This window comes from Brevibacillus sp. AY1, assembly GCF_029870785.1.
Classification (GTDB): Bacteria; Bacillota; Bacilli; order Brevibacillales; family Brevibacillaceae; genus Brevibacillus; species Brevibacillus invocatus.
Genome location: NZ_JAFLPN010000001.1, coordinates 254936 through 281261 on the forward strand (window position 1 = coordinate 254936; position 26326 = coordinate 281261).

Below are 26326 nucleotides of genomic sequence, written 5' to 3' on the forward strand. Positions count from 1 at the left end.
ATGACCGTCAGGGTTATTTGCCCTGACGTTTTTTCTATTTATGCTTGTATCTTGTCAAGTATAAGCAACGGTTTCTCCCGCATAGCCAGCCTTGACGAGATGACGGCGCAGTGTTAACAAGGCGTCGTCCTTATTTTTGCACTCCAGAATAATATCGACGTTGTAATCAGCGAGTGACTGGACGAAATTCAGGAATTGCTCCGGATCGATGTTGTCTGCATGGGCACGATAATCTTGCTCTGACTTTGGGGAGGATATATGCATTTTGGGGGTTCTGTCCTTCCAAGTGTCGATGATGCGTGGCAAATACTCCACCCAATTTTCGCCGTCGGACAGGCAAGCGTGATGGTGAATGTCCAATACCATTGGTACGCCAATCCGTTCGCACAGCTCCAGCACGTCGCGCATCGAAAACGAAACATCATCGTTTTCGACCACCAGTCTCTTTTTCACCTGCTCGGGAAGGTTCTCGAAATGAGTGGCGAATCGATCAAGCGAGGCAGCTTTATCCTCATAAACACCGCCAACATGCGTGACCAGTACAGAATTGTTGTCGAGATCTAAGAGATCAAATACTCGAGCGTGGTAGGAAAAATCCTGAATGGTCGACTCCAGAACAGAGGGCTTGTCAGTATTGAGAATGCTGTAATGTCCAGGGTGTGCAGTGACGCGTATTCCGTGCTTGCGAATGTACTCGCCTGCTTTTTTAAAGTCCCATGCAAATTCCTTGGCCCAGTCCCATTCTGCTGCCACCGGATGGGTAGCGAGTGGAACAAATTCAGAAGGCAGCCGGTATACAAAAATTTCATGCTCTACATTGTAAGCCAGCAGATCCATCAAATTGAAAAAGTTGGTCTGCATGACTTGCCTTAGTTTTTTCAACTGGGCAGGTGGATCTAGCTTGTTTAATTGCGCTACAGTGGTTTTTTTGTTTGGATTGTTTTTGGTGTTTACGCTGATGCAGGCATAGCCTAGGCGAATCATGGTGTTCCCTCCTTTACGCAGCATCGTCGTGGTTCTAGTGTTCCCCAATCTTGAGTCTGGTCGAGTATGAAAACTTCCCAGTGAAGAAAAACTAGCATGAATGATTCTAGCGGAGGAACTACCCTTTCACATGGGGTGATACTGATCAAGGAAGTCATGGAACAGAAACGGAATCAAATTCAGTAAAAAGTGGAGCAGAAGGTAGGGGGCGACTCCTGCCCGACTGTTCTTTTCTTCTGTTTTGACATTGACGACAAACTATTCTAAAATATAGATTAAATTGTAAATTAATGCCATATTCTTACTCCCTGTTTCGCGCTTCTTTCCAACCTTCATGGGCTTCCTTTCGCACATGGAGGTTTTTTCACCAAAGATAAAAGAATTGATTGCCACCAAAATGACAGGTATACTCGTAATTATCAGATAGTATCGAGCGAATCGAACGGAACGGGAGTGGGGCTACGATGGTCATTGATGTGAAAAATGTCGAATGGCAGCGCGACGATACAACGATCCTGCGAAATATCAACTGGCAGGTAAAGGATTCGGAGCACTGGTGTATAGTCGGATTGAACGGATCAGGAAAGACGAGCTTACTGCAGATTCTCTGCGGGTATACATGGCCTACCAGCGGAGAGGTCCATGTTTTGGGACATCGTTATGGTGAGGTCGACGTACGTGAAGTGCGCAAGTCCATTGGCTGGGTAAGTACGGCTTTGATCGCACAGATGCACGACCATGAGACGGCTTATCGATTAGTGCTGAGCGGAAGAGAAGCGACGATTGGGCTGTATACGACGCCAAGCCAAGAGGATCTCGACAGAGCGTCCGAATTGCTGGAGACGTTTGGTTGCGATCATTTGCGAAATCGTCCATTTCGCGCCCTATCCCAGGGAGAACGGCAAAAAGTACTGATCGCTCGTGCATTAATGGCTTCACCTCGGTTGCTCATTCTGGACGAGCCATGTACAGGTCTGGACCTCCTTACTCGAGAGCAGCTTCTCGCAATGATCGAACAAATTGCCGAACAGCCAAACGGACCGACCCTTCTCTACGTGACGCATCACATCGAAGAAATTCTTCCATGCTTCAGCCATACGCTTCTCTTGAAGGAGGGAGCGGTGGATGTGGCAGATGAAACGTCAAAGGTCTTGACTGCCCCTGAATTAACTCGTTTTTTCGGAGTACCAGTAGACGTCCGACAATCGCAAGGACGCTCCTGGATCAGTATTGGTGAGGAAGCAATCATTCGGTAAGCAATCGCAACATCACGAAAAAGGATGTTTGTGTATACTAATAGTAAGGAACTTTATCTGGGAGGAGAGGAGAGATGGAGGCATGACGAATGTGACTGCACCAATTGCTGACTCCACCTGGGCGATTTTTACCTATGAAGAAGCTTGGAAAAGTTACGTCAACAGTTATGTAATCAAACACGGTGATTCATACATTTTGATTGATTCCCATCTTCGCAAGCATCGTGCTTATTTTCAACAGGCATTGGCGGAGATCGGGGTTACAACTGGACAAATCGAGTACGTCTATTTTACCCATCGAAATGCGGATCGTATCGGAAACGCTGATCTATTTCCTTCTCGTAATAACTGGATTCATCTTGATGATTATTACGAGCTGGATGATTTTTCGCAAACGTTTTTCGGACACACATTTACGGGTAATGGAGGAGAGCTTGCTTCGTTAAAGTTTCGGCAGCTCGCTTTTCATACGGAAGGCTCAGTGGCGTTTTTTGATCCTAAAACCAAGGTTTGCTTTGTAGGCGATCACCTCCGCTTTTTGGGGGCGCCGTTGGGACAAATCGTGGGAAAAGAACCGGAACTCCGTACATCCTATTTAAAACAGATCGAAGAGTGGGGGAAAAAAGAGCCTGAGCGTGCGCAGGTATACGTTGAGGGCTTGGAAATTCTGTTGAACTGGCCGATTGAATATTTGGCTACGGGACACGGCCCGATCTTGCAAGGAGAGATCGCTCCCTTCCTTCAAGAGCTGATTAAGGTGATTCATAAGCCATAATACAAGCAAAGGAGCTAAGGTACAGCTCCTTTTTTCACATGAAAAAACACTACACGGGAAAATGTGTAGTGTTTTTGTTGTTTCTGTAAGATTACCCGGCTTGGGTTGAAGCCTTTTGCCATTCTTCCAGACGCTTTTCGAGCTCTGCCCGGTTCAGGTGTTGAAAATGAGTGGAATTGCCCATCAATTGGCGCAAATGAGCAAGAGCATGCTCGTAATTTCCTTTTGCAGCTTCGATCTCTGCTAGACATAACAGCTTCCAGTCGCGGGCAGAACGTTTTTTGGCGATCAACTTGTATGCTTCCTGTGCACTTTCTACTTCTCCCAATCTGGCATGTGCGCAGGCAATGACGGCTAGTGAATCCGTCATACCCTGATCGCGCTGATAGACGCGGAAAGCGACTTCCAAGGCTTCATTGTAGCGACCAGATGAGTAGTATACGATTGCCAGGTTGTAGAACAAATAGTGGATCATCGCTTGATTAAACAGGGAAGGTCGTTCCTTGCATACATTCAAGCCTTGAACAATATATTTTTCAGCCAGTTCGTAATTGCCGATGAGTATTTCATGCGTTGATTTATCCAGCATGGCTACAGAGCGAGAGCGGTTTTTTCGATAGGAAGCATCCAGCCACCGTAAACGGGATTCAGGTCGGCGCTTGAACAGATAGGCGATGTATTGAAAGCGGAAGGGCCAATGAAGTCGTAAAAACATGACCAGTAAAACGGCTGCCAATCCCGCAATTGTTGAGGTCAAATTCAAGTTCAAATATTCCACGTGGGATGACACCCTTTCTTCCTGATTCGTTACCTGTTCATCTTAGCACAGAACCTGTCGGCTTGACAGAGAATTACCTCTACTTTGTCAGAGCAAGTGTTCCGAGTGGGTGGTTGGATGAGAGCTTCTGCGCTTGGACGATGCTGTCTGAAACGGTGTATAGTGTATCCCCAATCGTGAGAATGCGTCGAATATTTTTATCGCTGCCATACCAATAATCCCCAGACTTGCGGAGATCTTCTTCGTTCAGATGGGAAATGGTATCTTTCAAAACGAATCCCTTCTGCAGGTTGAGCTGATAGAGGTACGCCCCTTGGAAGGTAAAGTGTCCGTATTCCCGGATGTCGTTCTGCGCTTTTTGCTGTTTCGTCAACTCATGGACAGTCACAGGGAAGGCGAGAAGCTCTTTCTCCTTGGAGAACAACAAAGCTTTGTGATCATGCAAAAGCTCAGAGTCTGTCCCGCGATCGCCAATCACGGTTTTAAACTTTTCGATCGGTTTCGTCACATCCGTCACATCGAAGAGCGCAATTTTCATTCCTTGATAGTAGGCCATGTCTTTCATGGCTTCTGCTTCCTTGCCGAAGCCGATCAGGTGATTTTCGTCATATGGATGCAGATAATCACTGTATCCCGGGATTTTCAGCGCTCCCAAAATGGCAGGGGCGTTTGGCTTCTTCAGATCAATGACAAACAGCGGATCTACTGTTTTGAAGGTCACCATGTATGCGCGATCTCCGATAAAGCGTGCGGAGTAGATGCGTTCGCCAGGAGCGATGCCCTCCAGCTTTCCGTGTATGTTCAATTCATCATCCAGCACGTACAAATTGTTTTTGGAAGTGCCCTCATCTGTGCGCCAAATATTCCCGCTGGTTGTGGCGATTCGCAGGTATCCACCGTGTTCATCCATGGAGAACTGGTTTAGGATGGTTCCAGGCACGCTTCCCTTTGCCGAGAAGGAGAGAGTCCCATTTTTCAGGGCAAAGCGATAAAGGGTGGTGTTGATCTTCTCCTCAAGAGGAGCAGGAGCGAATGAACTGCTTTGGAAAATCTTCACGGGGGCGTCTGCTTTATGCTCTGAAACAGCTACGTAAAGATTTTCAGCAGATGCATACATATTTTCACCCCCGCCCAAATACGAATGCACCGACATTTTTTGCATGGCGTCGTCCAGGTTTATGCCGGCGACCATGAGATAATTGGGGGCTAGATTTTCCGGGAAGTAACGGATCTCGCTAAAGGGCATCCGCTGATACTCTTCTCCCTGAGCTCGGTCGCGATAGATGGGAGCTGGCTCTGCTTGGTCCTCCATGACTCCGTACGTATCGATATAATGATTTGCAACTAAATACAGGCTAGAGCCGATTTTACGAGAAGACAAGTAATGCCCCTCGACATCCAGCTCCCGAGTCAAACGAGGCTGCTGTTTATTTGTGATGTCGTATACTTTTGCTTTAACCATTTGTTGATCGTATGTTCGACGGGCGATTTTTTTCGCGGATGGTGCGGCTGAAGCTTTGGTTGCCAAGGTTTCATAGGACTGTCCGATCACTACGAGTCGATAATCATCTACGTAAAGCTCCAGAGGCTGAAATTTTCCCCCTGCATAGTCGATTCGACTCGCGACCTTGATCTCATTTGCCGGGACGGCTTGCACAATTCGAATTTGCTCTGAGGTAGCCTGATACAAATAAGTTCCGTCTGTCTTGACCAAATCCGCTTCATCTACGCCTTGCACCTGCGTGTTCGTCGTGGAGTAATCGGCACTCTTTGCAGAAGTCGTGTCTTGAGCAGGTGCTGGTGCGCCAGCCGCCGGAGCAGCTACAACCGCCGTTTCCGCCTCTGCTCTGACCATACCGTACAAGTGACGCTGCTGCATCTCTTTGGCCAACAATTTTTTCAGGTTTTCATAGGAGCCGACCACAGGTAGTTCATCTTCTTCAACATCGGCTGCTTCGACTACTTCTGGTTCGACACTCCACGTACTCGCCATGACGGTGAATGCGGTAGTCAATGCCAGAGCAGAAGAGACGATCCAGAGAAATCTCTTTTTCATCTTGTTCCCCCTTTTGTTTTTTGCGATCTCTTCATCAGGTTTCTTATTTGACGCCAGCCTCTAGCAAATGTTTCACACTTGGGTTTTCCTTTATCTACGGACATGGGGGAGTACGTATGCTATAATAGTGGCGGTTTATGATACCAATCACACCACTTCGTCAAAAGGGGCGTCATAGATGGAAAACTTGAAACAAAGCATCCTGGAGCTGATCACAGATACCTCCACCAACCTGCCGCCTGACGTGCGCCGTGCCGTCAACGCAGCTAAATTGAATGAAGATTTGGGCACACGTGCTGCTCTTTCTTTGTCTACCATTGCACAAAACGTTGTAATGGCGGAAGAGAATGTATCTCCGATTTGCCAAGATACGGGTATGCCTACGTTTGAAGTGAAAACTCCGATCGGGGTTAACCAACTGATCATCAAAAAAGCGATTAAAGAAGCGATCGCTGAAGCAACAAAAACAGGAAAGCTGCGCTCCAACTCCGTAGATTCCCTGACAGGGGCAAATACGGGAGATAACCTTGGACCTGGAACGCCTGTTATCCACTTTGAACAGTGGGAAGAAGACGAGATCGAGATCAAGCTGATCCTCAAAGGTGGCGGCTGTGAAAACAAAAATATTCAATACTCGCTGCCCTGTGAGCTGGAAGGCCTGGGTAAAGTAGGCCGCAATCTGGATGGTATCCGCAAATGCATCCTGCATGCTGTCTACCAAGCGCAAGGACAAGGCTGCAGTGCCGGCTTTATCGGTGTAGGCATTGGTGGCGACCGTACATCCGGTTATTCATTGGCCAAACATCAGCTGTTCCGCCGTGTAGACGACGTCAACCCAATCGAAGATCTGGCTAAACTGGAAGACTATATCATGGAGACGGCGAACCAATTGGGCATTGGAACCATGGGCTTTGGTGGAAACGCGACTTTGCTCGGCTGCAAAATTGGCGTGGAAAACCGTCTGCCTGCCAGCTTTTTCGTGTCGGTAGCGTACAACTGCTGGGCTTTCCGTCGTCAAGGTGTGCGCCTCAACGCGGAAACTGGCGAAATTCTTCGCTACCTTTACAAGGATGAAGAAGTGGCGATGGATCTGACTCCAGTAGCAGCGACTGATGATGCTGGTGAAAAACGTCGCGAGGTTGTCCTGCAAGCTCCGATAACAGAAGAGCAAATCCGTAGCCTGAAAGTCGGCGACGTGGTAATCATTAACGGTGAGATGCATACGGGACGCGACGCTCTGCACAGCTACCTGATGGAGAATGATTGCCCTGTTGATCTGAACGGCGGCATCATCTACCACTGCGGTCCGGTCATGCTGAAGGACGAAGCAGGAGAGTGGCATGTAAAAGCGGCTGGACCAACCACTTCGATTCGCGAGGAGCCTTACCAAGGTGAAATCATCAAGAAATTTGGTATCCGCGCCGTAATCGGTAAAGGTGGTATGGGAGCCAAAACACTGAAAGCTTTGGGAGAGCATGGCGCTGTATACCTCAATGCAATCGGTGGAGCTGCTCAGTACTATGCAGAATGCTTGGAAAAAGTAGAAGGTGTAGATTTCTTGGAATTCGGTGTTCCAGAAGCAATGTGGCATCTGCGCGTCAAAGGCTTCGCTGCGATTGTTACCATGGATTCGCATGGAAACAGCCTGCATGCAGATGTAGAGAAATCTTCCCTGGAAAAATTGGCGCAATTCGCTGAACCGGTATTTAAATAAGAATGGACGAAAGCCTCTGGCATGAAAGGTATGTCGGAGGCTTTTTGCTTGCGCCTTTATGAGGGTAAGCCTGCAACGGCATCTGTACTGGGTAATCGTCCATTTACGGAAAATTGGGTATTGGTTTATTTCCGACTCAGGCGGGCGGGCATAGGTTATTAACGAAACATATCCGTGTGGGAGGGGTTATTCGTGAACTATGTCGTTCGCTCTGGAGATACGTTAAACAGCATTGCGCAACGGTTTGGAGTACCTGTGCAGGAATTGATTCGCGTCAACAACATCGCGTACCCGTACTATATTTATGTCGGTCAAAAACTGTTCATCCCGGTTACACCGACTGAATCACCTACAAGCGATATTGATCGTCGTCTGAGACGTGTGGAAAATCGAGTAGATGCGCTTCGATCGGATTTCACCAAGGTTGATGATCGCGTTGATGAATTGGAGAAGCACGTCAATCGGTTGGAGACACGTGTCACTCGACTGGAGCGTCCAGCCCCTACGCCGACTGCACCTCCTCGTCCGCGTCCAACTGCTACACCTCGTCCGACTGGAACTCCGCGTCCAACGCAACGTCCGTAATTGAAATAAAGCGGCAATAGGAATGCCTGAAGACGTTCGTTTTTGGGCCTTTCTATTTTTTCATAAAATTCTATCGTATTTTCACTTGATCTCAATTCGTGGTGAGGCTACGATGAAGGAAAGAGGGGATCAGGAGGGGAGACCTATGAAGTGGAAGGTCGCGATGCTCCAAATGGACATCGCTTTTGGTCAGCCAGACAAAAACGCGGAGACGATAAAACGCCTAGTCAATCAATTGTCACTGGGAGAGCCAGTCGATGTCATCGTCCTGCCTGAGCTATGGGACACAGGCTATGATTTGACTCGTTTGGAGGAAATCGCAGATCCGGGTGGAGAGCGAGCAAAAACATTGCTCCGCGAAGTGGCACTCAAGCTGAAATGCCATGTCATAGGAGGCTCAGTAGCTGAAAAGAGAGAGGGCAAGGTGTACAACACTACATATACCTATGATCGTGATGGTCAACTGGCTGGCTCTTACTCGAAGGTACACCTGTTCCGACTGATGAATGAAGATAAATATTTGACAGCAGGGGAAAATCCAGGCTTATACATATTGGAAGAACAGACTGTTGCATCGGTTATTTGCTATGATATACGCTTTCCTGAATGGTTGCGCGTGCATGCTCTGCAAGGAGCCAAAGTGGTCTTCGTCACCGCACAATGGCCGCATCCAAGACTGGATCATTGGCGGCAGCTGTTGATCGCACGGGCAATCGAGAACCAGGTGTACGTCGTCGCCTGCAATCGTGTGGGAGAAGGTGGAGGCAATATGTTTTGCGGTCATTCGCTGGTGGTCAATCCATGGGGAGAAGTCATCGCTGAGGGCATGCAGCAGGAGGAAATCGTCAGGGCAGAATTGGATATGGCATTGGTAACTGAAGCGCGGAACCGCATCCCTGTCTTTGAAGACCGCCGATCCTCTTTATACGAGCTATAAACGCAATCGTTTGTTCCCAAAAATGGGCGCATAGCTGAGTGGTTCTTCATCGCCTCTACGACCTTTAGTGCATAGGGTATAAGTAAAGGTTGAAGAGGAGGTGCGGGCTTGTTCGGGCTGAATGGGAAAATAGTACGGCATCATTTTACAGGTGTTTATGGAAAGGTGGTGCAAATTCGCGAGCTGGTGGAGGTGCTTGATCAGGTTTTTGATTCCTTCCATAAGGTAAATACGATCAGTCGCACGATGCTTGGTCCGCGAAAATCAAGTGCCAAAAAATTGGATCGACTTAAGTAAAGGAAACCACCTATTCGCTGGATCTGTATAGAAACACCCCGCCGTTTTGTAACCAAAAACAGCGGGGTGTTTTGCATTTCCAGACGAATCATATTTAGCTGCGACCTTTTGGACGATTTGCTTCGAGTGCCATTCGAACCATTTCCTTCACCATCTGCCCTCCGAGTCGGCCACCGATCCTTCCCGCATCATGGGATGTCAATTGGCCATTGTAGCCTGGTTTGCCCGATTACAGAATCGCCTTGCGCTCTCTAAAATCAATTTCCGGGTAGTAGGTATTGGCAACGAGCAGATTCGGACCTGCGCAGCCGACAGATGGACAGTAGCAACTGATTTTTTGATTGAGGGCGTGCTTTTGCCAGCGCTCGAACATGGTTTGCAAACGATCTGTTGCGATATTGCCAAGCGGCTCGACATCACCAAAATCCGTCACGATGACATCGCCGGTAAAGATGTTCAGATTCAGACGATTGCGACCATCGGGATCATTGCGAACTGTGACCGTTTTGCTGCGATGGAGACGCTGGATCAATTCACGATCAGCTTCCAGAGTACTGCACGCGAAAAAGGGAAGCGTTCCGAAAAGCATCCACAGCTCTTCGTTGCGAATATCCAGCATGTGATGGATAGCCTGACGTAGCTCGTCGAGTGTAAGAACCTCGAGATCGCGAGCAAAATCACTTGCGTACATCGGGTGGATTTCGTGGCGCTCGCTGCCCATTTCCAGGACTTGTGCGTGCAGGGTTTCGAGCTTGGGCCACGTCCGGTGATTCAGCATGGTTTCAGCTGAGACAAATACACCGGCGTCCGCCAGCTTGCGCGCATTTTCCATGATTCCATAGAACAGATTCTCTGCCTGTTTTGTTGAAACCGTTTGGCGTCCTTTTGCGTAAACAATATCATGGAATTCCTCGGGAGTCGCCCAGTTCCATGAAATATGCATGACATCTATGTAGGGTAGGATCAGCTCATAGCGGGAAAAAGGCATCGTCATGTTGGAATTGATCTGGGTGCGCAGTCCTCGCTCCGTAGCGTATTTGAGAATAGGGAGGATGACTTCTTTGACAGTTCGCTCACTGTACATAGGCTCCCCGCCTGTTATACTGAGAGTACGCAGATCTGAAGCCTCATCTAGCCGTTTTAGTATCAAGTCAATCGGCAAGGCAGGGTCATCTTTGTATCGTAGTGTATCCCCGACTGCACAATGCTCACAGCGCAAATTGCACAGATTGGTCACGGTAAATTCGACACTGGTTAGCTGATAGGCTGGCGGCGTTACACCATACAACGGCTCCCACGGATCTTGCCCGGGTCTCAGGGGTGTGGTTGGAACCATGCGGATCAATGGATTGGACCTCCTTCATTTCGGTGAACATACCAACTTATTATAACGACATTGGGACGGAAGGAGAATAGCACAACATGATTATGGGAATATCTTTTGGTCGTGGTGTCTTGTTTCACGATCGTCACGTGCTTGCTTGCGCTGAAGTGAAAGATGGCGTGATACACCTGTGGGCAGAAAAAATGACGATACGCACGATTGCAAAGCTATGGTACCGCATATTTTTCTCCTTTCCCTGGTATTATCAGCTCTTTCATCTGTTGCTCGTCTGTTATGCTGTGGCCGCCTGGCTCCAGCCTGAGTGGGCGATGATTAACCCGGCGTGGATTGGGATTTACCTCGCTGGCTTTCACTTCGTATTTCCGCGAAAACTGAAAAAATTTCATGGGGCCGAACATAAGGTATTTAGCTATCAAGGGAAAAAATCACTGGAAGCGATGGGGGAAATCGCCCGAGCAAATATTGTAAACGACGGCTGCTCAACCAATCTGGTGATCTGGTTCTTCACCGGATTTTTACTCACAATCACTTTTTTGCCGCTGGAATGGAGCCTGATCGGCGGCGCATTGACCATGCTGGCAGGGATGTTCGGCGATCGTACCTTGCGTAAAAGCTTTCGTTTCGTCTATCAGATATCCGCTTTTTCCCAAAAGCATTTTACTACCAAAGAACCAGATCGTATGCACTTGGAAACGGCGATCCGTTCCTACCTTCTGTTTGAGCATATTCGGGACACGACGCCTTGAGAAGCAGCTTGATCATGACCAAACGGAATACAGCCAAAAGCCGCTCTGCTATGTATAAGCAGAACGGCTTTTTCAATCTTGTCTATTCACGGACGAGTGGGTTTTCTTCCAGCTTGCGATAGATTTTTCCCTTGTCTACGTACGACTGGCGGATGCGTCGCAATTCCTTGAAATCCTCTTCGGTGAGCTCGCGCTTTACCTTCGCTGGAGACCCGACGACGAGTGTGCGCGGCGGAACCTTCATCCCTGGAGGGACAAGCGCTCCTGCGGCAACCATGGCATCCTCGCCGATTTCGGCTTTATCGAGTATGATGGCGCCCATTCCGATCAATGCCCCGCGCCGCACAATGCAGCTGTGCAGAACTGCGTTGTGTCCTACTGTCACCTCGTCCTCCAGAATAAGAGGGTTGTTTGGGCTTTGGTGCAGGGTGCTGTTATCCTGAACACTGACCCGGCGTCCGATGACGGTAGGAGCAATGTCTCCACGTATTACGCAATTGTACCATATCGAGGAATCCTCCCCGATCTCTACGTCTCCAGAAACGAGGACACCTTTGGCCAGAAACACAGATGAGTGGATACGCGGTACCGAATTTTCAAAGGGCAGTAGTAACATGGGATGGCCTCCTGATTAATTGATGTGCGGACATTCGTTTTGAAGCGGCCTGCTATGGATAATCGAAAAGCGGTTGGTTGCTGCATCGCAATCAATGACGATTCCCGTCAGCTGCTCTTCTTCCGTTTGCTTGTAAAACAGGCGAATCCCGCTTATATCCTGCTCCAGATCGCTGCGCTCCTTCTCTGTTATCGCGATGCTGTACGTATAGCTTCCGCATCCCGTTGTGGTTGGAACCAACCTGATCCCCAGCTCGTCTGCATCTGGTTCTTCAGCGATCATGAAAGAAAGGCGTGCAGCAGCATATGGTGTTATGATGATCATAATCCACCCTCCTTGTAGCACCTTCCATTGTACTACAGGAAGTATGGGGGAACAATTTGGCAGAGCAGCCAATGGAGTTTTATTGACCATCGAACAGGTGTGTGGTAGAGTAATTGTACTGATTCATGATTGGCAGGAAATGCGGGTAGTCGCTGCCGCGGTCGGATTTCCGGTTGGCGGTAGAGGAAAGTCCAGGCTCGCCCAGGCTGAGATGCTTGGAGTGTTCGTACCTGGTGCAAACCAGGGCAGTGAGGCTCGCGCTTCGCTGACGGCGTGGAAAGGGCTCTCTCTGAGGCCCGAGTACGCTGAAAGTGCCACAGAAACGTAGCTTTCCTGGCGACAGGAAAGATGGAACGCGGTAAACCCTGCGAGCGAGAAACCCAAATTTGGTAGGGGAACCGTCCCAAAGGAATTGAACGGAGGGACGGATGGTATCTGAAGATGCCATAGATAGATGGCTACCGCTCTTGGTGCGAGGGATTTTCCCGCATGTAGCACGGGAGATACAGAACCTGGCTTACAGCATTTCCTGCTGGGAACGAAATGAAGAACCGTCTGATTCTTTCAGGCGGTTTTTTTGCATTTCATTTGTTGGAAGTTAGCAAATGGTTCGCCTAAAATTTAGAATTTATTCAGAATCGGATGATAGGATAGTATTGGAAATTTTTGAAAATCATTTGAAGGTTGCAGTAAAGTTTCGTGATGATTCTCGACTTTGATTCTGGCTCATTTAGGGGGAATGAAACATCTTGATCTGTTGAATGGATGCGGCTTCGAATGCATATGAGTTGTACATAAGTCTCGACTGTTTGTTCACAGGATCCTGGGGGATAAATGACAGGCTGAATTTCTAAGAATATTTTTCCACTCCTTAGATTTGAAACTTTTTTGAAAAAGATCACGTCAAATAGATCGCTTCACCAATTTTGTGGTTCTAATACATTGGACTCGCGAATCGATTCAAAATGAGTTCATGTCAGTCAACCACCCATTAACCGGAGGGATTATCTTGCAAAACTTCAAAAAGCGTTCTGCACAAGCCTGCAAAACAGGGTTGGTCGGGGCCGTCCTGGTAGGTATGTTGGGGCTTCCCAATCTGGGGTTTGCCGCCACTGCACTGCCTTTATCCGATATAGCCCAAAATCCGAATAAAGATTCGATTCTGAAACTGAATTATGCTGGGGTGCTCAAAGGGTACACAGACGGTACCTTCAGACCGCAGAACGAAGTAACCCGTGCGGAATTTGCCAAAGTAGCCGTGCTCGCTATGGGGTACACAGAAGAGCAAGCAAAATTGCTGCAAGGAACAACCGTCTTCAAGGACCTTCCTGCAAATCACTGGGCTACCGGGTACATCAACCTGGCCGTTTCCCAAGGGATCATCAAAGGATATCCGGATGGAACCTTTAAACCCAATAACAACGTAAAGATTGCTGAAGCCTTGACCGTCTATGTCCAAGGACTGAAAATCAATGTAAACGCCTCTGCCGTAGGGGAATGGTACTATCCTTACCTGCTGGAAGCAAACAAAGCAGGCCTTTACGACTCGGCTGAAACACCAACTGTAGGAGCCAAGCGTGACATCGTATCGAAATACACAAGCCGGTTCATGGAAACGCCAGTCTATGCCAACGGAGCGTACTACGACCGCAACGGCAACGCAGATGGCACGAACCAAAAACTGCCTGTAGTCAAAGGCGTAGTATCCTCCTACAACAAGACTACAAAGAAATTGAAAATAACAGGTCAAAACTCGGAAATCACCGTGTCTGACAAAGCTCAGGTGTACGGTAATATCGTCGTTGGAGCACAAGTACAATACATCGTAAACAAAGGCAATATCGATTTCCTGATCGTGTCCACCGCTGAATCACAAATTGTCGAAGGCGTGGTCAAAACCGGCCTGAATTTCAGCTCGGCGATTGGGGATGAAAAGCAGTTCAAAGCGATCGTCAAAGGGAAAGAGATCGTGCTTGAGGTTGTGAATGGGGTCAATGTCTCCCGAACCAATATCGGACAAAAATTCGTTGCGGTCCTGGGCGATGATGGACGAGTTGAGTCCATTACCTTCTCCAAGAATACGACAACCGGCCTGATCGAGAAAATTTCTGCTGTCAGCGGAACCAATGCGAAAAAAGAGCTGAAGGTTGGCTCTGAGACATACGTACTCACCAACAGCGCGACTATTAAAGGAAAAGCGCATCCGCAAGCAAAAGAAGCGACTGCTTCCTTTGCCGACATGGGAAAAGGCGATCAGGTTGAGCTGACCATGGATGAAGACGGAAAAGTAACAGCTGTCGTCTACACCAAGCTAACCGCTACGGAAACGATCAAAGTCGATACGGATGACAACCTGATCATCATCGGCAGTGTAAAATACGAGGTATTCAAAGATACTGAACTGATTGTGGACGAAGAGGAAGTAGATGAGCTCGACGAATTGCAGGATGGCAAGCTCGCCGTTCTGACATTTGACGAAGATGGTCTCCTGAAGAAAGTAGAGCAAGGTACCAAAGTGGCGAGCAACAAGGTTGTGGCAGATACAACGGCCTATCAGGCTGGACCTCCTGTGAATCTGGCAACCATCAAGGTCGACAAGAAAACGTACGATATTCTGGCTACAGCCAAGCTGACGATCGATGGTAAAAAGGTGTCTGCTACTACGATCAAGGAAAACCAGCTCAACGATTACCGGATCATTTCCTGGAAATACAACCTGGGCACCAACGATATCGTGGAGCTTGAGGTAGAGAGCCAAACAGTCAAAGGGTATGTAACGAAAAAAACGGGCGACAAAATCACTGTGAATGGCAAAGTGTACGAATTGGCATCTGGTGTTACGATTGACAATAATGCTGCAACCAATGACAAAGAGTATACACTGACACTCGACAGCGAAGGCAAGGTAAAAGCAGTTTCTGGAGCCTTGAAAACAGTGAGCGGTATCGTGGAGGAAGTTGAAATTCGCGAGGACAATGGTGAAATCACTTCCGCGAAAATCACGGTGGACGGTGAGAAGTATACCGTTGATAACGAGGATGCCGTAGAAGATCTGGAGCAATTTGAGTATGTGACCTTGACGCTGAATAGGGATCAAGAGGTTACAGCCGCTTCTGCTCAAGGTAAGAAGGAAGAATCCAAAGTTTCCTTTATCGGTATTGAATCGCGTGTAAATGGCGATAAATACGTGTACTTCGATGATGTATCGACCAGTCTGAAAATGGCTGAGAATGCAAAAGTGAAGTATTATGATGGTTCAGATATGAAAGAATCTGATGTGAAGAAAACGGATAAAGTCGATCTGTGGACCAAAGCAGATGGTCAAGTGTACGTGATCGTGGTATTGAAACGATAAATTAAGAGACGACCGCTTCCTGTATCAAATGGAAGTGGTCGTTTTTTCATCTTTCACTAGGCAAAATGATTTTCTTGAAGTACGGTGTAAGGAGCGAAGGAGGGTATTAGCTATGCTTGTCAAATTCATCAGTGCTCTGATTTCCTCATTGCTGTGCTGTGCAATTTTGGCGATGATGCAATATACACCAGTCTCGGAGCGCCAATCAGACACTTATTATTTTTCGTTTTCCTCGTTGTTGTTCATTTATCTCATATACGCCACACCTGTCTATGTCCTTGGAGGGATACCCTTTTCGATCCTCATTGAACGAATCACCGGGAAACTACTCCATTATTCTCGGATCCTTCATTTCTTGATAAACCTTATTTTGTATGCGAGCTCGGGCATGTTTTTGATGTGGCTGATGTTTCAAGAGCAGAAAAGTTTGTTTTTATTCGGAGCAGGAGCTGCATCAGCACTGCTATATTACTTTGTGCTCCTTCTTTTTCGTTATCTGTTACGCAGCTGGAGTTCGCCATAAGTTCTGATGACCGAAACCTACCAAAAAACGGGTAGCAAAAGGGCGTACTAGCATAAGCCTTTCTCCATAGGGTTTAAGGAGGAGGTGAAATGTATTGGATCAGCTGCGGCAATTCAGGCATTTTATTGAACAAGCTGAACAAGTATGGACCCAGATCGCTTCTTCCCCCAGAGGGAAGCCTGTGTATACCGTAAATGGCGTCGATTATACGCCATTGCCCGAACGATACAATAGCAAGCGCAAAATATCGCGAATTTTTCGCCGGTATTGGGGGATCAAACTTACAGACAGAATGATCCGCAATCTCCACCTCCGGCTGATTAAAGGGAAGCTTTGTGTACCCTATCGCGCGTATCCTCCTCTGCCCATGAAAGTGCAATCCCTGCATTGGAAAGCAAATCGACCCAATCAGAAGGTAGTCACCGCGATATTGAGTGGCGGAAGCAAAAACATGCGGATCGAATACCGTTTGATTCGTTCTAATCCAACAGTCGCATTCACGATTATGAAGCGCACTGGATGTGACTATGATCTGCGCTATCGTCCGCAAGCACAAACTACAGCTCGCCAGCCATCCAAACGAAAGTCAAAGCCCTTTCAAAATGGCAGAAACAAACTCCTCAAACCCCCATAAATACGGGGGGAGAGGAGCAAAAAGCTCCTCTGGACCCTTCCAGGACATCGAGGAGCTTTTTTTTAATGTTGGATGGCTACGTGGTACTCTCTCAGCCAGAAATCCAATTGCCCAAGGTAGGCGAACAGCTGAGGCGTGCTCATCAATTGTCCGAAGAATGGAATTCCGGATGCTTCCGCGTCCAGATTGGCGATACGGCGAATGGTGGGTACGTCTATGAGTGGTAGCAAAGGCGAGGACGAATCATTCAATATCTCCAAAAGCCAGGAACGGACGGCTTCCGTGTAAGCGGGGTTATGGGTTTTCGGGTAGGGGCTTTTTTTCCGGTACAAGACCTCATCGGGCAAATAGCCTTCCATCGCTTTGCGCAATATCCCTTTTTCTCGATTTCCGTGCATTTTCAGCTGCCAAGGAATGTTCCACACGTACTCCACAATGCGGTGGTCACAAAATGGAACGCGCGCCTCCAGACTGGCTGCCATGCTCATCCGATCTTTGCGGTCCAGCAGGGTGTTCATGAACCAGCTGAGATTTAGGTAAAACATCTCCCGACGGCGTGCTTCCAACGGGTCTTCACCAGGCAGCTGTGGCACTTCATCCAAAGTTTCTTCATACCGCTGGGCGACGTACGCTTCAGGCTTAACCCAGTCCTGCAGCTCTGGGGAGAGCCAGGAAGCACGTTCCCTGGTGGCTTTTGCCCAAGGAAAAGTACCTGCGTGGAGCAATTCATCCCGATGAAACCAGGGGTAGCCGCCAAACACCTCGTCCGCACATTCTCCAGATAGGACAACCGTCGTCTCTTTTTTTATTTCCCGACAGAAGAGATAAAGAGAGGCGTCGATATCTGCCATGCCTGGCAAATCACGCGCCAGTGTTGCGGTGCGGAGGGCATCGATCAGTTCAGCCGTGTCAAAGGTAATCGTGCGATGCTCCGTTCCCAGGTAATCGGACACGATCTTGACGTATGGCGCGTCTTCATCCGGCTGGAACGAACTGGACTGAAAGTGACGGGCATTATCCACATAATCGATGGAATAGGTATGATGGATTCCACGCTGCTGTTCTTTGAAGGAAGAAGCGGCTACAGCTGTGATAACGCTGGAATCGAGTCCCCCTGACAAGAGCGTGGATACGGGCACATCTGCTACGAGCTGACGGTGAATGGAGTCTGTTACCAGCTCTCTTACTCGCTCTGTGGTCGTACGCAGATCATCAGAGTGAGGCTGACTCACCAGCTTCCAGTAACGATGCTTGCGAATGCCGTTCGGGGTAACAATCAAGGAGTAACCTGGGCGTACCTCGTGTACGTTTTGAAAAACACCGTGTCCGGGGGTCCGTGCCGGACTTAGAGCAAAAACTTCAGCCAAGCCTTCACGAGAAAGGACTGGCTTGATTTCAGGATGGGCCAAAAGAGACTTCAACTCAGAGGCGAAAAGAAAGGAGCTCCCGCGCTGTGCATAAAATAGAGGCTTAACCCCCATGCGATCACGTGCCAAAAACAAATGGTGCGCTCTTTCATCCCAGATGGCAAAGGCAAAAATACCGTTCAATCGTTCTACACAATCTGGTCCCCATTCCAGATAAGCATGCAATAGCACTTCTGTATCCGAATGAGAGAGAAACGTGTGACCAGCAGCGAGCAATTCCTGTCTCAAATCTTCCGTATTGTACAGCTCTCCGTTGTAAACCATCGTACACGCATGCTTGCGATGGATAGCTGACATCGGCTGCTTTCCACCTGTCGGATCCACGACTACCAGGCGGCGATGGCCAAAAGCTACACGAGGATGAAGCCAAAAGCCCTCAGCATCCGGCCCCCTGTTGTTCAAGCATGCTGTCATTGCCTGTAATACTGGTCGCTCCTGGGAAAGGTCCTTTTCCCAATCCAACCACCCTGTAATCCCACACATCTGTATCATCCCTTCCCTGAAGCGTTGCACATTTAACGTATGCAAAAAACCTAGGCGAATTGTCTGTCCAGCAGGGAATCGTTTGAAAATGGGGAAATAATAGAAAGTTGTTTGTAAATAGGAGGAACAGGTGGACAACTTAACCATCATGCTCATAGAACGTATGGGAATCCTGCTGACGTTTGCTTTTATCATCACGCGAATTCCCTTGTTTCGTCAGGTTCTGGACAGAGAAATTCATGTGGGAACCTCGATTGTGTACTCCGTCATGTTTGGGTTGTTTGGGATAGCGGGTACCTACGCAGGTATTGTGGTCAACGAACAGTCGTACATGCCCGCATTCTGGATCTTTTCACTGGATGAAGAAGAGATGATCGCGAATTCGACGCTCGTAGGGGTCGTCATCGGAGGGTTGCTGGGAGGTCCATTGGTGGGCTTGGGAGCGGGGGTGATTGCAGGTGTTCATGTGTATGGGATGGGCGGATTTGCAGCTGTTCCTGTGGGGCTCTCTATCCCCATAACGGGACTGCTCGCTGGATATGTCGCGCGATTTTTCTCGCAGGAACGGGTTATCTCCCCTTCAAAAGCTTTGTTTATCGGCATGTTTGCGCCTGTGATTCAGATGTCGTTTATCCTCATTTTTTCAGGACCGCCCGAGCTGGTACGTACAGTAGTCAATGTCGTCGGAATTCCGATGGTGCTGACGAACAGCATATCCATTGCCATTTTTACCACGATGATTCAAATTGCCTTGAAAGAAGAAGAACGAACGGCTGCTCTGGAGGCGGAACGGGCTTTTACGATTGCGGAACGTATTTTGCCTCATTTGAAAATGGGTCTGACACCACAAACGGCACAAGCTGCCGCATTGCTGCTCCAGCATGAGGTCAATGCGGCAGCCGTAGCCGTGACGAATCGTGAGCAAATCCTCGCTCATGTGGGTGCAGGAGGCGACCACCACCTGCCAGGTGACGCCATTCATGGAGAGCTGAATATGCGAGTGCTCTATAGTGGCGCAATCGAGAAGGGATTAAATCGCGAAGTCTTGTCTTGCACAAAGAAAAACTGTCCCTTGCAGGCAGCGATTCTCGTTCCGATTCGTGAAGGCGGCAGTGTCGTGGGGCTGATCAAGCTGTATTTTCGCAGACCGCAGCAGATAGGCAAGGTGCAGGAAGCCTTGGCCAAAGGTTTGAGCAATCTGTTATCCAACCAGCTTACCCTGGCGCTGACGGAAAAGATGAAAAGTCTGATGAAGGATGCAGAGCTGCGGATGCTGCAGGCGCAAATTCACCCACACTTTCTCTTCAACACCTTGAATTCTATCGTGACCTTGACGCGCATCGATCCTCAGCTAGCCCGCCACATGACGATCCAGCTGGGCACATTCATGCGGCTCAATTTAAAGCTGACATCCAGTCAGCTCGTCACGGTGGGACAAGAGCTGGATCATCTCAACGCCTATCTGGAAATCATCAAAATTCGCTTCTCCGAGCAGTTCGCTGTTCACTGTCACGTGGACGAAGGGGTAGAGGAGGCACTTATTCCGCCAGGCACTATTCAGCCATTGATCGAGAACAGCATTCATCACGGCCTACGCGACATGCCTACGGGTGGAGAAATCACCCTGCGAGTAACAAAAGAGTCGGGTCTGGTGAAGTTCACTATCGAAGACAATGGAGCAGGAATACCACAAGCCAAGCTGGCCAGGCTGGGAAAGGTGCCAACAGAAAGCAAAGACGGCAATGGCATTGGCGTCCACAATGTCAATCAACGACTTGTCAGCCTGCGAGGACCGGACGCCGAATTGATCTATTTCAACAGACCTGAAGGGGGATGTGTAGTCACATTTTGCATACCATTGCAGAAGGAGGAAAGTGCTTGATGCCAATACGCGTCATGATTGCAGAAGACGAAAGACTTGCCCGAGAAGAGCTTCATTATTTGCTGCAACAGGAAAACGATGTGGAGCTGCTGCCATTTGCAACGAATGGACGAGAACTGCTGGAAATGGTAGAGGAATACAATCCTGATGTCGTCTTTATGGACATCAAGATGCCAGAGCTAGAAGGGGCGCAGGCCGCACGCATGCTGGCTTCACGCAAGCAGCAGCCACTTATCGTCTTTTCCACAGCCTACGAGGAATACGCGGTCGACGCGTTCAAGCTAAACGCTGTCGACTACCTATTAAAGCCTACGGAGCCAAAACGCCTGGGAGAGACTATGCAACGCATTCGCGAGCGCATGGAAATAAACAGGGCAGAGCAGGCTGTCTCACCTCTCAAGCGAGCCAAATTGCTGGTCGAAGAGAATAACCGACTTGTGGTCATTGATCCGTCCACGATCGTCTATGCCGTACGCGATGAACGAAATGTCCGGATCAATACCCAGAAGCAGGTTTACTCGACGCGCATGACCTTGGCGCAGCTGGAAGAAAAGCTGTCTATGTATGACTTTTACCGAACGCATAAGAGCTATCTGGTTAATCTCCACTATGTGTCTGAACTGGAGCCGTGGTTTAACGGGGCGTACAATCTGATGCTGAAGAGCGACGATCAGATACGCATTCCGGTATCCCGCACAGTTGTGAAAGATTTGCTCAAAAAGCTGGAAGGATAACGCACAGGTCCCATCTATTGAGATGGGATTTTTTGCATGTCGCGCAGGTAAAACGACATTTTACGCAGAAAATCATCCGAATTTTTAGAAATCTTCTATAATGGCGTAAGCGCTTTCATCATCCTTTGACACCCCTTCATATCCCAATTCAAGGAGGTCTGAGTATGTCTCAAATGGAAATCGCCACCCAGAAATCACAGAAGCATCGAGGAACCCAGGAAGATGCATCACTGACAACACAGTTTGTCACGGATGCAGAATTGGAAAAGGTGAACGCCTCTTTTTCTGCTCAAAGAAGACTCAGCTTTTCATTCGGTATTTATTTTTTCCTGATTACGTTGATCATTCCTTTTCTTAGCGGAACATCGGAATGGTGGTATGGAACACCCTTGATTTTTGGTTTGACTTTAAACTTCTGGACTACATTATTGCTCTTCCACGTGCTTTACTGGCTGCTTGCCTTTGTTTTTGTAAAAAGAGCGAATCGACTGGAAGATGAGCTGAGCGATCTGTAAAGAAACGTTTAAATGGAGGAATGTGTATGCTCAATATATGGGCGATCATGATGGTGATTTTGCTGGTCGTCGTGACGATTGGCATTTCCTTGTATGCTAGAAGCTTTAACTCGAATACGGCTAACTTCTATTTGGCGGGTCGTAAAATCGGCTTCATGACAAACTCAACTGCCATTTGTGGTGACTATTTTTCGGCAGCTTCCTTTCTTGGGGTGGCTGGTGCCGTATACGCATCCGGCGTAGATGGAATGTGGTACGCGATTGGATTTGGAGCAGCATTCGTACCGGTTGTGCTTTTCCTGGCCAGCCCGCTGCGCAAATTCGGTGAGTATACGATACCAGATTTCCTGTTTGCTCGTTTTGGCAAAAGTCATAAAGCCCGTGTCATTGGGGTTATCATGGTGCAACTGATCTGTATTTTCTATCTGGCTCCACAGATGGTAGGGGCAGGTAGCACATGGGATGTACTGGTTGGGGTCGGCTTCCTGGGCATGACGCCTTATGAGACTGGGGTTGTCGCTACTGTTGTCGTCATGATGTTTTACGTGGCATTAGGAGGAATGAAGGGCACGACGCTCAATCAGATGATTCAGTTCTGGGTGTTGTTTACCGCCATGTTTCTTGTCTTTGCTCTCGTGCTGTTCAATGGAGTGGGCAACTACGCTTCCCAAAACCAGCCGTTGACGAACGCATCAACGGTGACAGTAGGCAAGCTGATGGAGGGTGAAGAAGGCAAGCGCGTCTACGACAAGGCGAAAGCGACGATGTCTCCAGAAGCTTTTGCTGCTGTAGATGCTGCTGTGCAGAAGGGTGACCCTAATGCTTCCGTGAATGTTGTGCTGCCACAGGCAAACAAATTGCATGCGGATCGCACCATGGTGATGCAGGAGCCTGGACATCGCTATGACTGGCTCAATCAGTTCTCGATGGTTCTAGCGCTTGTACTGGGTACAATGGGATTGCCGCATATTATGAACCGTTACTATACCAATCCATCAGGAAAAGTAGCGCGACTGACGACCCTGTGGGTACTTGCTTTCGTCGCTTTCTTCTACATCATGAGTTCTGTTGTTGGCTTGGGAGGAAGAAGGTTTATACCGGAATTGGCAGGAATGGACCCGACAACTGCTGCTCTCACGGTAGACGGACTATTGCTAAAATCTGACCAGATTCTTCCAGTGATGGGGAAATTGCTGTTTGGTGAGTTTGGCTTGGGATATGTCGCTGCAGGTGCTTTTGCAGCGATGTTCTCGACAGTCGGTGGTCTCTTGATCGCATCAGCTGCATCTTGGGGACATGACATTTATGAAAACTACGTGAACCCTAATGCTCCTGAATGGAAAAAGGTTCTTGTTGGTAAAGTTGCGGTTATCGCCATGTCGCTCTTCTCTCTCTTGGTAGGTTTAGGTATACCAGCGATTGGTCTCGACAAAGCCTATCCTTCACTGATTGCTATGATGGTAACCTGGGCATTCGCTGTATCAGGGGGAGCTTTCGTTCCAATGCTGCTTAGCTCCATTTGGTGGAAAAAAACGACCAGGAATGGAGCGATTGCGGGTATGATCGTCGGTGGAGGAGGCTCGATTTTCTTCATCATGATGAACATCCTGAAGGAAACAGGAGTGTTTGCTGCCGGAAGCTTCGGTGCAACACTTGGTTCTTTGACCTTCCCGTCCATTTTTATCGTCCCACTTAGCTTCCTGACAATCTACGTGGTGAGCATTACCGATAAAAATAAAATGCCTGTCTATGTCAATAATATCTGGGCGCGCATTCACGGTTCGGATAAACTGTCAGAACGGATCCGCATGCAAATGAAAGAAGCGGACCAACGCGGGTAAGAGCTATAAGATGAAGGGGGCATCCCGATGAAAGTAGGACTACTACTTGAGGGATACCCCTTCTTTGTTTGTGATTGTGAAGGACACCTGTCTATTGACAGCAAGGAATACGAGAAAATACGTCGAAATAAAAAAATGAGCTGCTCGCCTGTAATAGACAGGTAAAGCATGTTATTGGCAAATGCTAAATGGGGGGATGGATATGAGCGGTATTGCTCAAACGCCACAGCCACCGTACTATGCGGTTATCTTCACTTCTGAGCGAACAGAAGGGGATCGTGGCTATGCGGAAATGGCAGACGAAATGGTAAGACTAGCATCCATCCAGCCTGGATTCCTGGGAGTGGAAAGCGCACGAGAAGGTCTGGGCATCACGGTGTCATATTGGGAGTCTCTGGAAGCGATACAAAAATGGAAACAAAATGAAAGGCATCTCATCGCACAAAAAAAAGGGAAGTCGGAGTGGTATCTCACGTATAAAACGAGAATTTGCAAGGTCGAACGAGATTACGAATTTGATTCCGCCAGTACAAGGAACGAAGGCCGATAGTCAGAACAGCCGCCCTCTTTTCATTGGGCGGTTTTATTTCCCCTATGGTCATGACTAAAAGCGGGAAAGGTGGTGTACCAATGAAGCCGGACAATTCGCGACAAGTAGCGTATTCACCATTTTTTGGTCTGCTGCTTCAAAAGAAAAAGCATTTTCTTGTTCCGATGTGTCTGATTTTTCTCATTTTTTATTTCTCTTTGCCAGTGTTGATTACCCTGAAGCCTGATTGGATGAACCGACCGGTAGTAGGAAGCATTTCGATCGCATGGATTTTTGCGACGGCTCAATGTGTAATGACGCTGCTTCTGTCTTCCATCTACATGTGGAGGGCGCGTGAGTTCGATCGGCTGGTCCAAGAGTTAAGGAATGAAGAAAGCGAGGAAGAAAAGTGAATTTGCCCTCTGTCATTTTCTTTCTTGCCGTCATCATAGGCACCTTGGCAATCACCTATTCGGCGGCTAAACGAACCGGCAACACGAGTGAGTTCTATGCAGCGGGCAATCGCTTGACGGGCCTGCAGAACGGGATTGCGATCGCCGGGGATTACATGAGTGCAGCATCCTTTCTGGGGATTGCGGGTACCATTGCGTTCTTCGGATTTGACGGCTTTATTTATGCGATCGGCTTTCTAGTATCCTACCTGATCATGCTGCTTCTCATTGCGGAGCCTCTGCACAATTTAGGTCGCTATACGCTGGCTGATGCGATAGCGGTTCGGTTTGAAAGCCGATTATTAAGGGGAATGATCGCTTGCAGCACCTTATTGATCTGCATTTTGTACATGCTGGCGCAGCTCGTCGGAGCAGGAGCTTTGATTCATCACCTGCTCCACGTAGATTACAAATTGGCGGTCATGTCCGTAGGCTTGTTGATGACGGTTTACGTCGTGTTCGGCGGTATGGTCGCTACCTCCTGGGTGCAGATTATCAAAGCGATCATGCTGTTGACGGGGACTTTTCTACTCAGTCTGATCGTACTTTCCCGTTTTGGCTGGAGCCTGACATCGATGTTTGACTACGTAAAAACGGTGACGCCTTTTCAGGAAAGGTTTTTACAGCCGGGGAATCAGCTGAATGATCCGCTGGAAGCCATTTCCCTCCATTTGGCGCTGATCCTCGGTACTTCCTGTCTGCCTCACATCGTGTCTCGACTTTTTACGGTCAAGGATGCGATCTCGACAAGACGCTCGATCTATACGGCGACATGGATTATTGGCGCTTTTTATTTGATGACGATATTTTTGGGATTCGGGGCCAGCGCTTTTGTCGGCTACGTGGCACTCAAAGAGGTTGGATTTGGCGGGAATCTGACGGTGACGTTGCTGGCAGATGTGTTGGGAGGAGAATTTTTGACTGCCTATATTTCTGCGGTCGCTTTTGCTACGATTTTGGCTGTCGTGACCGGGCTGGTTCTGTCCGCTTCTTCCGCTTTTGCCCATGATGTATACAGCCACTTGATACGCAAAGGATTGGCTTCCGAGAAAGAGCAGGTTTGGGTAGCCAAATGCTCTTCTGTAGTAGTGGGACTCGTCTCAACCTGGCTCGCCATCGGAGCAGAAAAAATGAATGTTGCGATTCTGGTCGGATTGACGTTTGCGGTAGCAGCGTCAGCGAATTTGCCGATGATCTTGTCAACCTTGTACTGGCGTCGTTTTACCGTTCAGGGAGCGATCACGGGAATGGTAAGCGGCCTTCTTGCTTCAATCCTGATGGTTGTTATGGGTCCGATGGTGATGAATCCCGAGGATGGCTTGATCCTGCGCGAGCCTATTTCCGCATTGACCAATCCTGGATTAGTGTCCATCCCGTTCGGTTTCCTGGGGGCAATTGTTGGTACGTTGTGCAGTCGTCCGGCTGAGGGTGCGGACGCGCGATTTCATCAAGTTCTGTATCAGGCGCATACCGGGAAACGAATGACGAAACACAGAGAGCTGGAAAGAAAGGGTGCATAAGGAGGAGAGATTGTTCCC

General features: G+C 48.5%; 23 protein-coding genes, 1 other RNA gene and 1 pseudogene. 17 read left to right on the forward strand and 8 right to left on the reverse strand.

Annotated features, from left to right (window positions below):
- Nucleotides 1-54: 54 nt before the first annotated feature.
- A complete protein-coding gene (uvsE, locus tag JZI27_RS01330; RefSeq protein ID WP_057133788.1) occupies nt 55-984 on the reverse strand; it encodes a UV DNA damage repair endonuclease UvsE in 930 nt (309 codons plus the stop codon).
- 464 nt (nt 985-1448) lie between these two features.
- On the opposite strand from uvsE, the gene JZI27_RS01335 reads away from it, so the two are divergent.
- Nucleotides 1449-2240, forward strand: a complete 792-nt coding sequence (locus JZI27_RS01335) for an ABC transporter ATP-binding protein (RefSeq protein WP_280206397.1) — start codon at nt 1449-1451, stop codon at nt 2238-2240.
- Between the two features lie 82 nt (nt 2241-2322).
- On the forward strand, nt 2323-3015 hold the full coding sequence (locus JZI27_RS01340) for an MBL fold metallo-hydrolase (protein WP_057133787.1): 693 nt from the start codon (nt 2323-2325) through the stop codon (nt 3013-3015).
- Between the two features lie 91 nt (nt 3016-3106).
- On the opposite strand, the gene JZI27_RS01345 is transcribed toward JZI27_RS01340, so the two are convergent.
- Nucleotides 3107-3793, reverse strand: a complete 687-nt coding sequence (locus tag JZI27_RS01345) for a tetratricopeptide repeat protein (RefSeq protein WP_280206399.1) — start codon at nt 3791-3793, stop codon at nt 3107-3109.
- A gap of 79 nt (nt 3794-3872) precedes the next feature.
- Nucleotides 3873-5849, reverse strand: a complete 1977-nt coding sequence (locus JZI27_RS01350) for a beta-propeller domain-containing protein (protein WP_280206401.1) — start codon at nt 5847-5849, stop codon at nt 3873-3875.
- Between the two features lie 178 nt (nt 5850-6027).
- Here JZI27_RS01350 and JZI27_RS01355 point away from each other — a divergent pair, with 178 nt between their 5' ends.
- From JZI27_RS01355 to JZI27_RS01370, 4 genes are all read left to right on the forward strand, one after another.
- Entirely contained in the window at nt 6028-7563 is a 1536-nt protein-coding gene (locus JZI27_RS01355; RefSeq protein ID WP_122910078.1) for a fumarate hydratase, read from the forward strand.
- Between the two features lie 192 nt (nt 7564-7755).
- Nucleotides 7756-8148: a LysM peptidoglycan-binding domain-containing protein gene (locus JZI27_RS01360; RefSeq protein ID WP_280206406.1), complete on the forward strand. Its 393-nt coding sequence runs from the start codon at nt 7756-7758 to the stop codon at nt 8146-8148.
- Nucleotides 8149-8293: 145 nt separating this feature from the next.
- The gene (locus tag JZI27_RS01365; RefSeq protein WP_057133876.1) at nt 8294-9085 is read left to right on the forward strand and encodes a carbon-nitrogen family hydrolase; all 792 of its coding nucleotides are present in this window, start codon (nt 8294-8296) and stop codon (nt 9083-9085) included.
- Nucleotides 9086-9193: 108 nt separating this feature from the next.
- Complete coding sequence (locus JZI27_RS01370) at nt 9194-9382, forward strand: hypothetical protein (protein ID WP_122910080.1); 189 nt, start codon at nt 9194-9196, stop codon at nt 9380-9382.
- Between the two features lie 94 nt (nt 9383-9476).
- On the opposite strand, the pseudogene JZI27_RS01375 reads toward JZI27_RS01370, so the two are convergent.
- A pseudogene (locus JZI27_RS01375) lies at nt 9477-9605 on the reverse strand (small, acid-soluble spore protein, alpha/beta type); the annotation flags it as partial.
- A gap of 6 nt (nt 9606-9611) precedes the next feature.
- Nucleotides 9612-10727: a radical SAM/CxCxxxxC motif protein YfkAB gene (yfkAB, locus tag JZI27_RS01380; RefSeq protein WP_057133782.1), complete on the reverse strand. Its 1116-nt coding sequence runs from the start codon at nt 10725-10727 to the stop codon at nt 9612-9614.
- A 77-nt stretch (nt 10728-10804) separates the two neighbouring features.
- Between yfkAB and JZI27_RS01385 the strand changes: the two genes are divergently transcribed.
- Entirely contained in the window at nt 10805-11473 is a 669-nt protein-coding gene (locus JZI27_RS01385) for a DUF1385 domain-containing protein (protein WP_280206410.1), read from the forward strand.
- An 82-nt stretch (nt 11474-11555) separates the two neighbouring features.
- Here JZI27_RS01385 and JZI27_RS01390 read toward each other — a convergent pair whose 3' ends face one another.
- A complete protein-coding gene (locus JZI27_RS01390; RefSeq protein WP_057133780.1) occupies nt 11556-12089 on the reverse strand; it encodes a gamma carbonic anhydrase in 534 nt (177 codons plus the stop codon).
- A gap of 15 nt (nt 12090-12104) precedes the next feature.
- The gene (locus JZI27_RS01395; RefSeq protein ID WP_122910083.1) at nt 12105-12413 is read right to left on the reverse strand and encodes an iron-sulfur cluster biosynthesis family protein; all 309 of its coding nucleotides are present in this window, start codon (nt 12411-12413) and stop codon (nt 12105-12107) included.
- 137 nt (nt 12414-12550) lie between these two features.
- On the opposite strand from JZI27_RS01395, the gene rnpB reads away from it, so the two are divergent.
- The 3 genes from rnpB to JZI27_RS01410 all read left to right on the forward strand — a co-directional run bounded on the left by rnpB (nt 12551) and on the right by JZI27_RS01410 (nt 16925).
- An RNA gene (rnpB, locus tag JZI27_RS01400) (RNase P RNA component class B) lies at nt 12551-12938 on the forward strand.
- Between the two features lie 484 nt (nt 12939-13422).
- Nucleotides 13423-15768, forward strand: coding sequence for an S-layer homology domain-containing protein (locus JZI27_RS01405; protein WP_280206413.1), 2346 nt, complete (start codon nt 13423-13425; stop codon nt 15766-15768).
- Nucleotides 15769-16385: 617 nt separating this feature from the next.
- Nucleotides 16386-16925: a hypothetical protein gene (locus JZI27_RS01410; RefSeq protein ID WP_122910086.1), complete on the forward strand. Its 540-nt coding sequence runs from the start codon at nt 16386-16388 to the stop codon at nt 16923-16925.
- Nucleotides 16926-16987: 62 nt separating this feature from the next.
- Here the strand turns inward: JZI27_RS01410 and asnB are convergent, their stop codons facing one another.
- Entirely contained in the window at nt 16988-18835 is a 1848-nt protein-coding gene (asnB, locus tag JZI27_RS01415; protein ID WP_280206415.1) for an asparagine synthase (glutamine-hydrolyzing), read from the reverse strand.
- Nucleotides 18836-18965: 130 nt separating this feature from the next.
- Here asnB and JZI27_RS01420 point away from each other — a divergent pair, with 130 nt between their 5' ends.
- From JZI27_RS01420 to JZI27_RS01450, 7 genes are all read left to right on the forward strand, one after another.
- Complete coding sequence (locus JZI27_RS01420; protein WP_057133778.1) at nt 18966-20717, forward strand: LytS/YhcK type 5TM receptor domain-containing protein; 1752 nt, start codon at nt 18966-18968, stop codon at nt 20715-20717.
- Nucleotides 20717-21451, forward strand: a complete 735-nt coding sequence (locus tag JZI27_RS01425) for a LytR/AlgR family response regulator transcription factor (RefSeq protein ID WP_057133777.1) — start codon at nt 20717-20719, stop codon at nt 21449-21451. Before JZI27_RS01420 ends, JZI27_RS01425 begins: the two co-directional genes overlap by 1 nt.
- 164 nt (nt 21452-21615) lie before the next feature.
- The gene (locus JZI27_RS01430; RefSeq protein ID WP_122910088.1) at nt 21616-21966 is read left to right on the forward strand and encodes a DUF485 domain-containing protein; all 351 of its coding nucleotides are present in this window, start codon (nt 21616-21618) and stop codon (nt 21964-21966) included.
- Between the two features lie 26 nt (nt 21967-21992).
- On the forward strand, nt 21993-23807 hold the full coding sequence (locus tag JZI27_RS01435) for a solute symporter family protein (RefSeq protein WP_280206419.1): 1815 nt from the start codon (nt 21993-21995) through the stop codon (nt 23805-23807).
- Nucleotides 23808-24009: 202 nt separating this feature from the next.
- Nucleotides 24010-24357 (forward strand): antibiotic biosynthesis monooxygenase family protein, encoded by a 348-nt coding sequence (locus tag JZI27_RS01440; protein ID WP_122910090.1) that lies wholly within the window; start codon nt 24010-24012, stop codon nt 24355-24357.
- 80 nt (nt 24358-24437) lie between these two features.
- Nucleotides 24438-24749, forward strand: a complete 312-nt coding sequence (locus JZI27_RS01445) for a DUF485 domain-containing protein (RefSeq protein ID WP_183185159.1) — start codon at nt 24438-24440, stop codon at nt 24747-24749.
- A gap of 2 nt (nt 24750-24751) precedes the next feature.
- Nucleotides 24752-26308 carry a solute symporter family protein gene (locus JZI27_RS01450; protein WP_251244704.1) on the forward strand — a complete coding sequence of 519 codons (1557 nt, stop codon included), beginning with the start codon at nt 24752-24754 and terminating at the stop codon, nt 26306-26308.
- Nucleotides 26309-26326 lie beyond the last annotated feature (18 nt).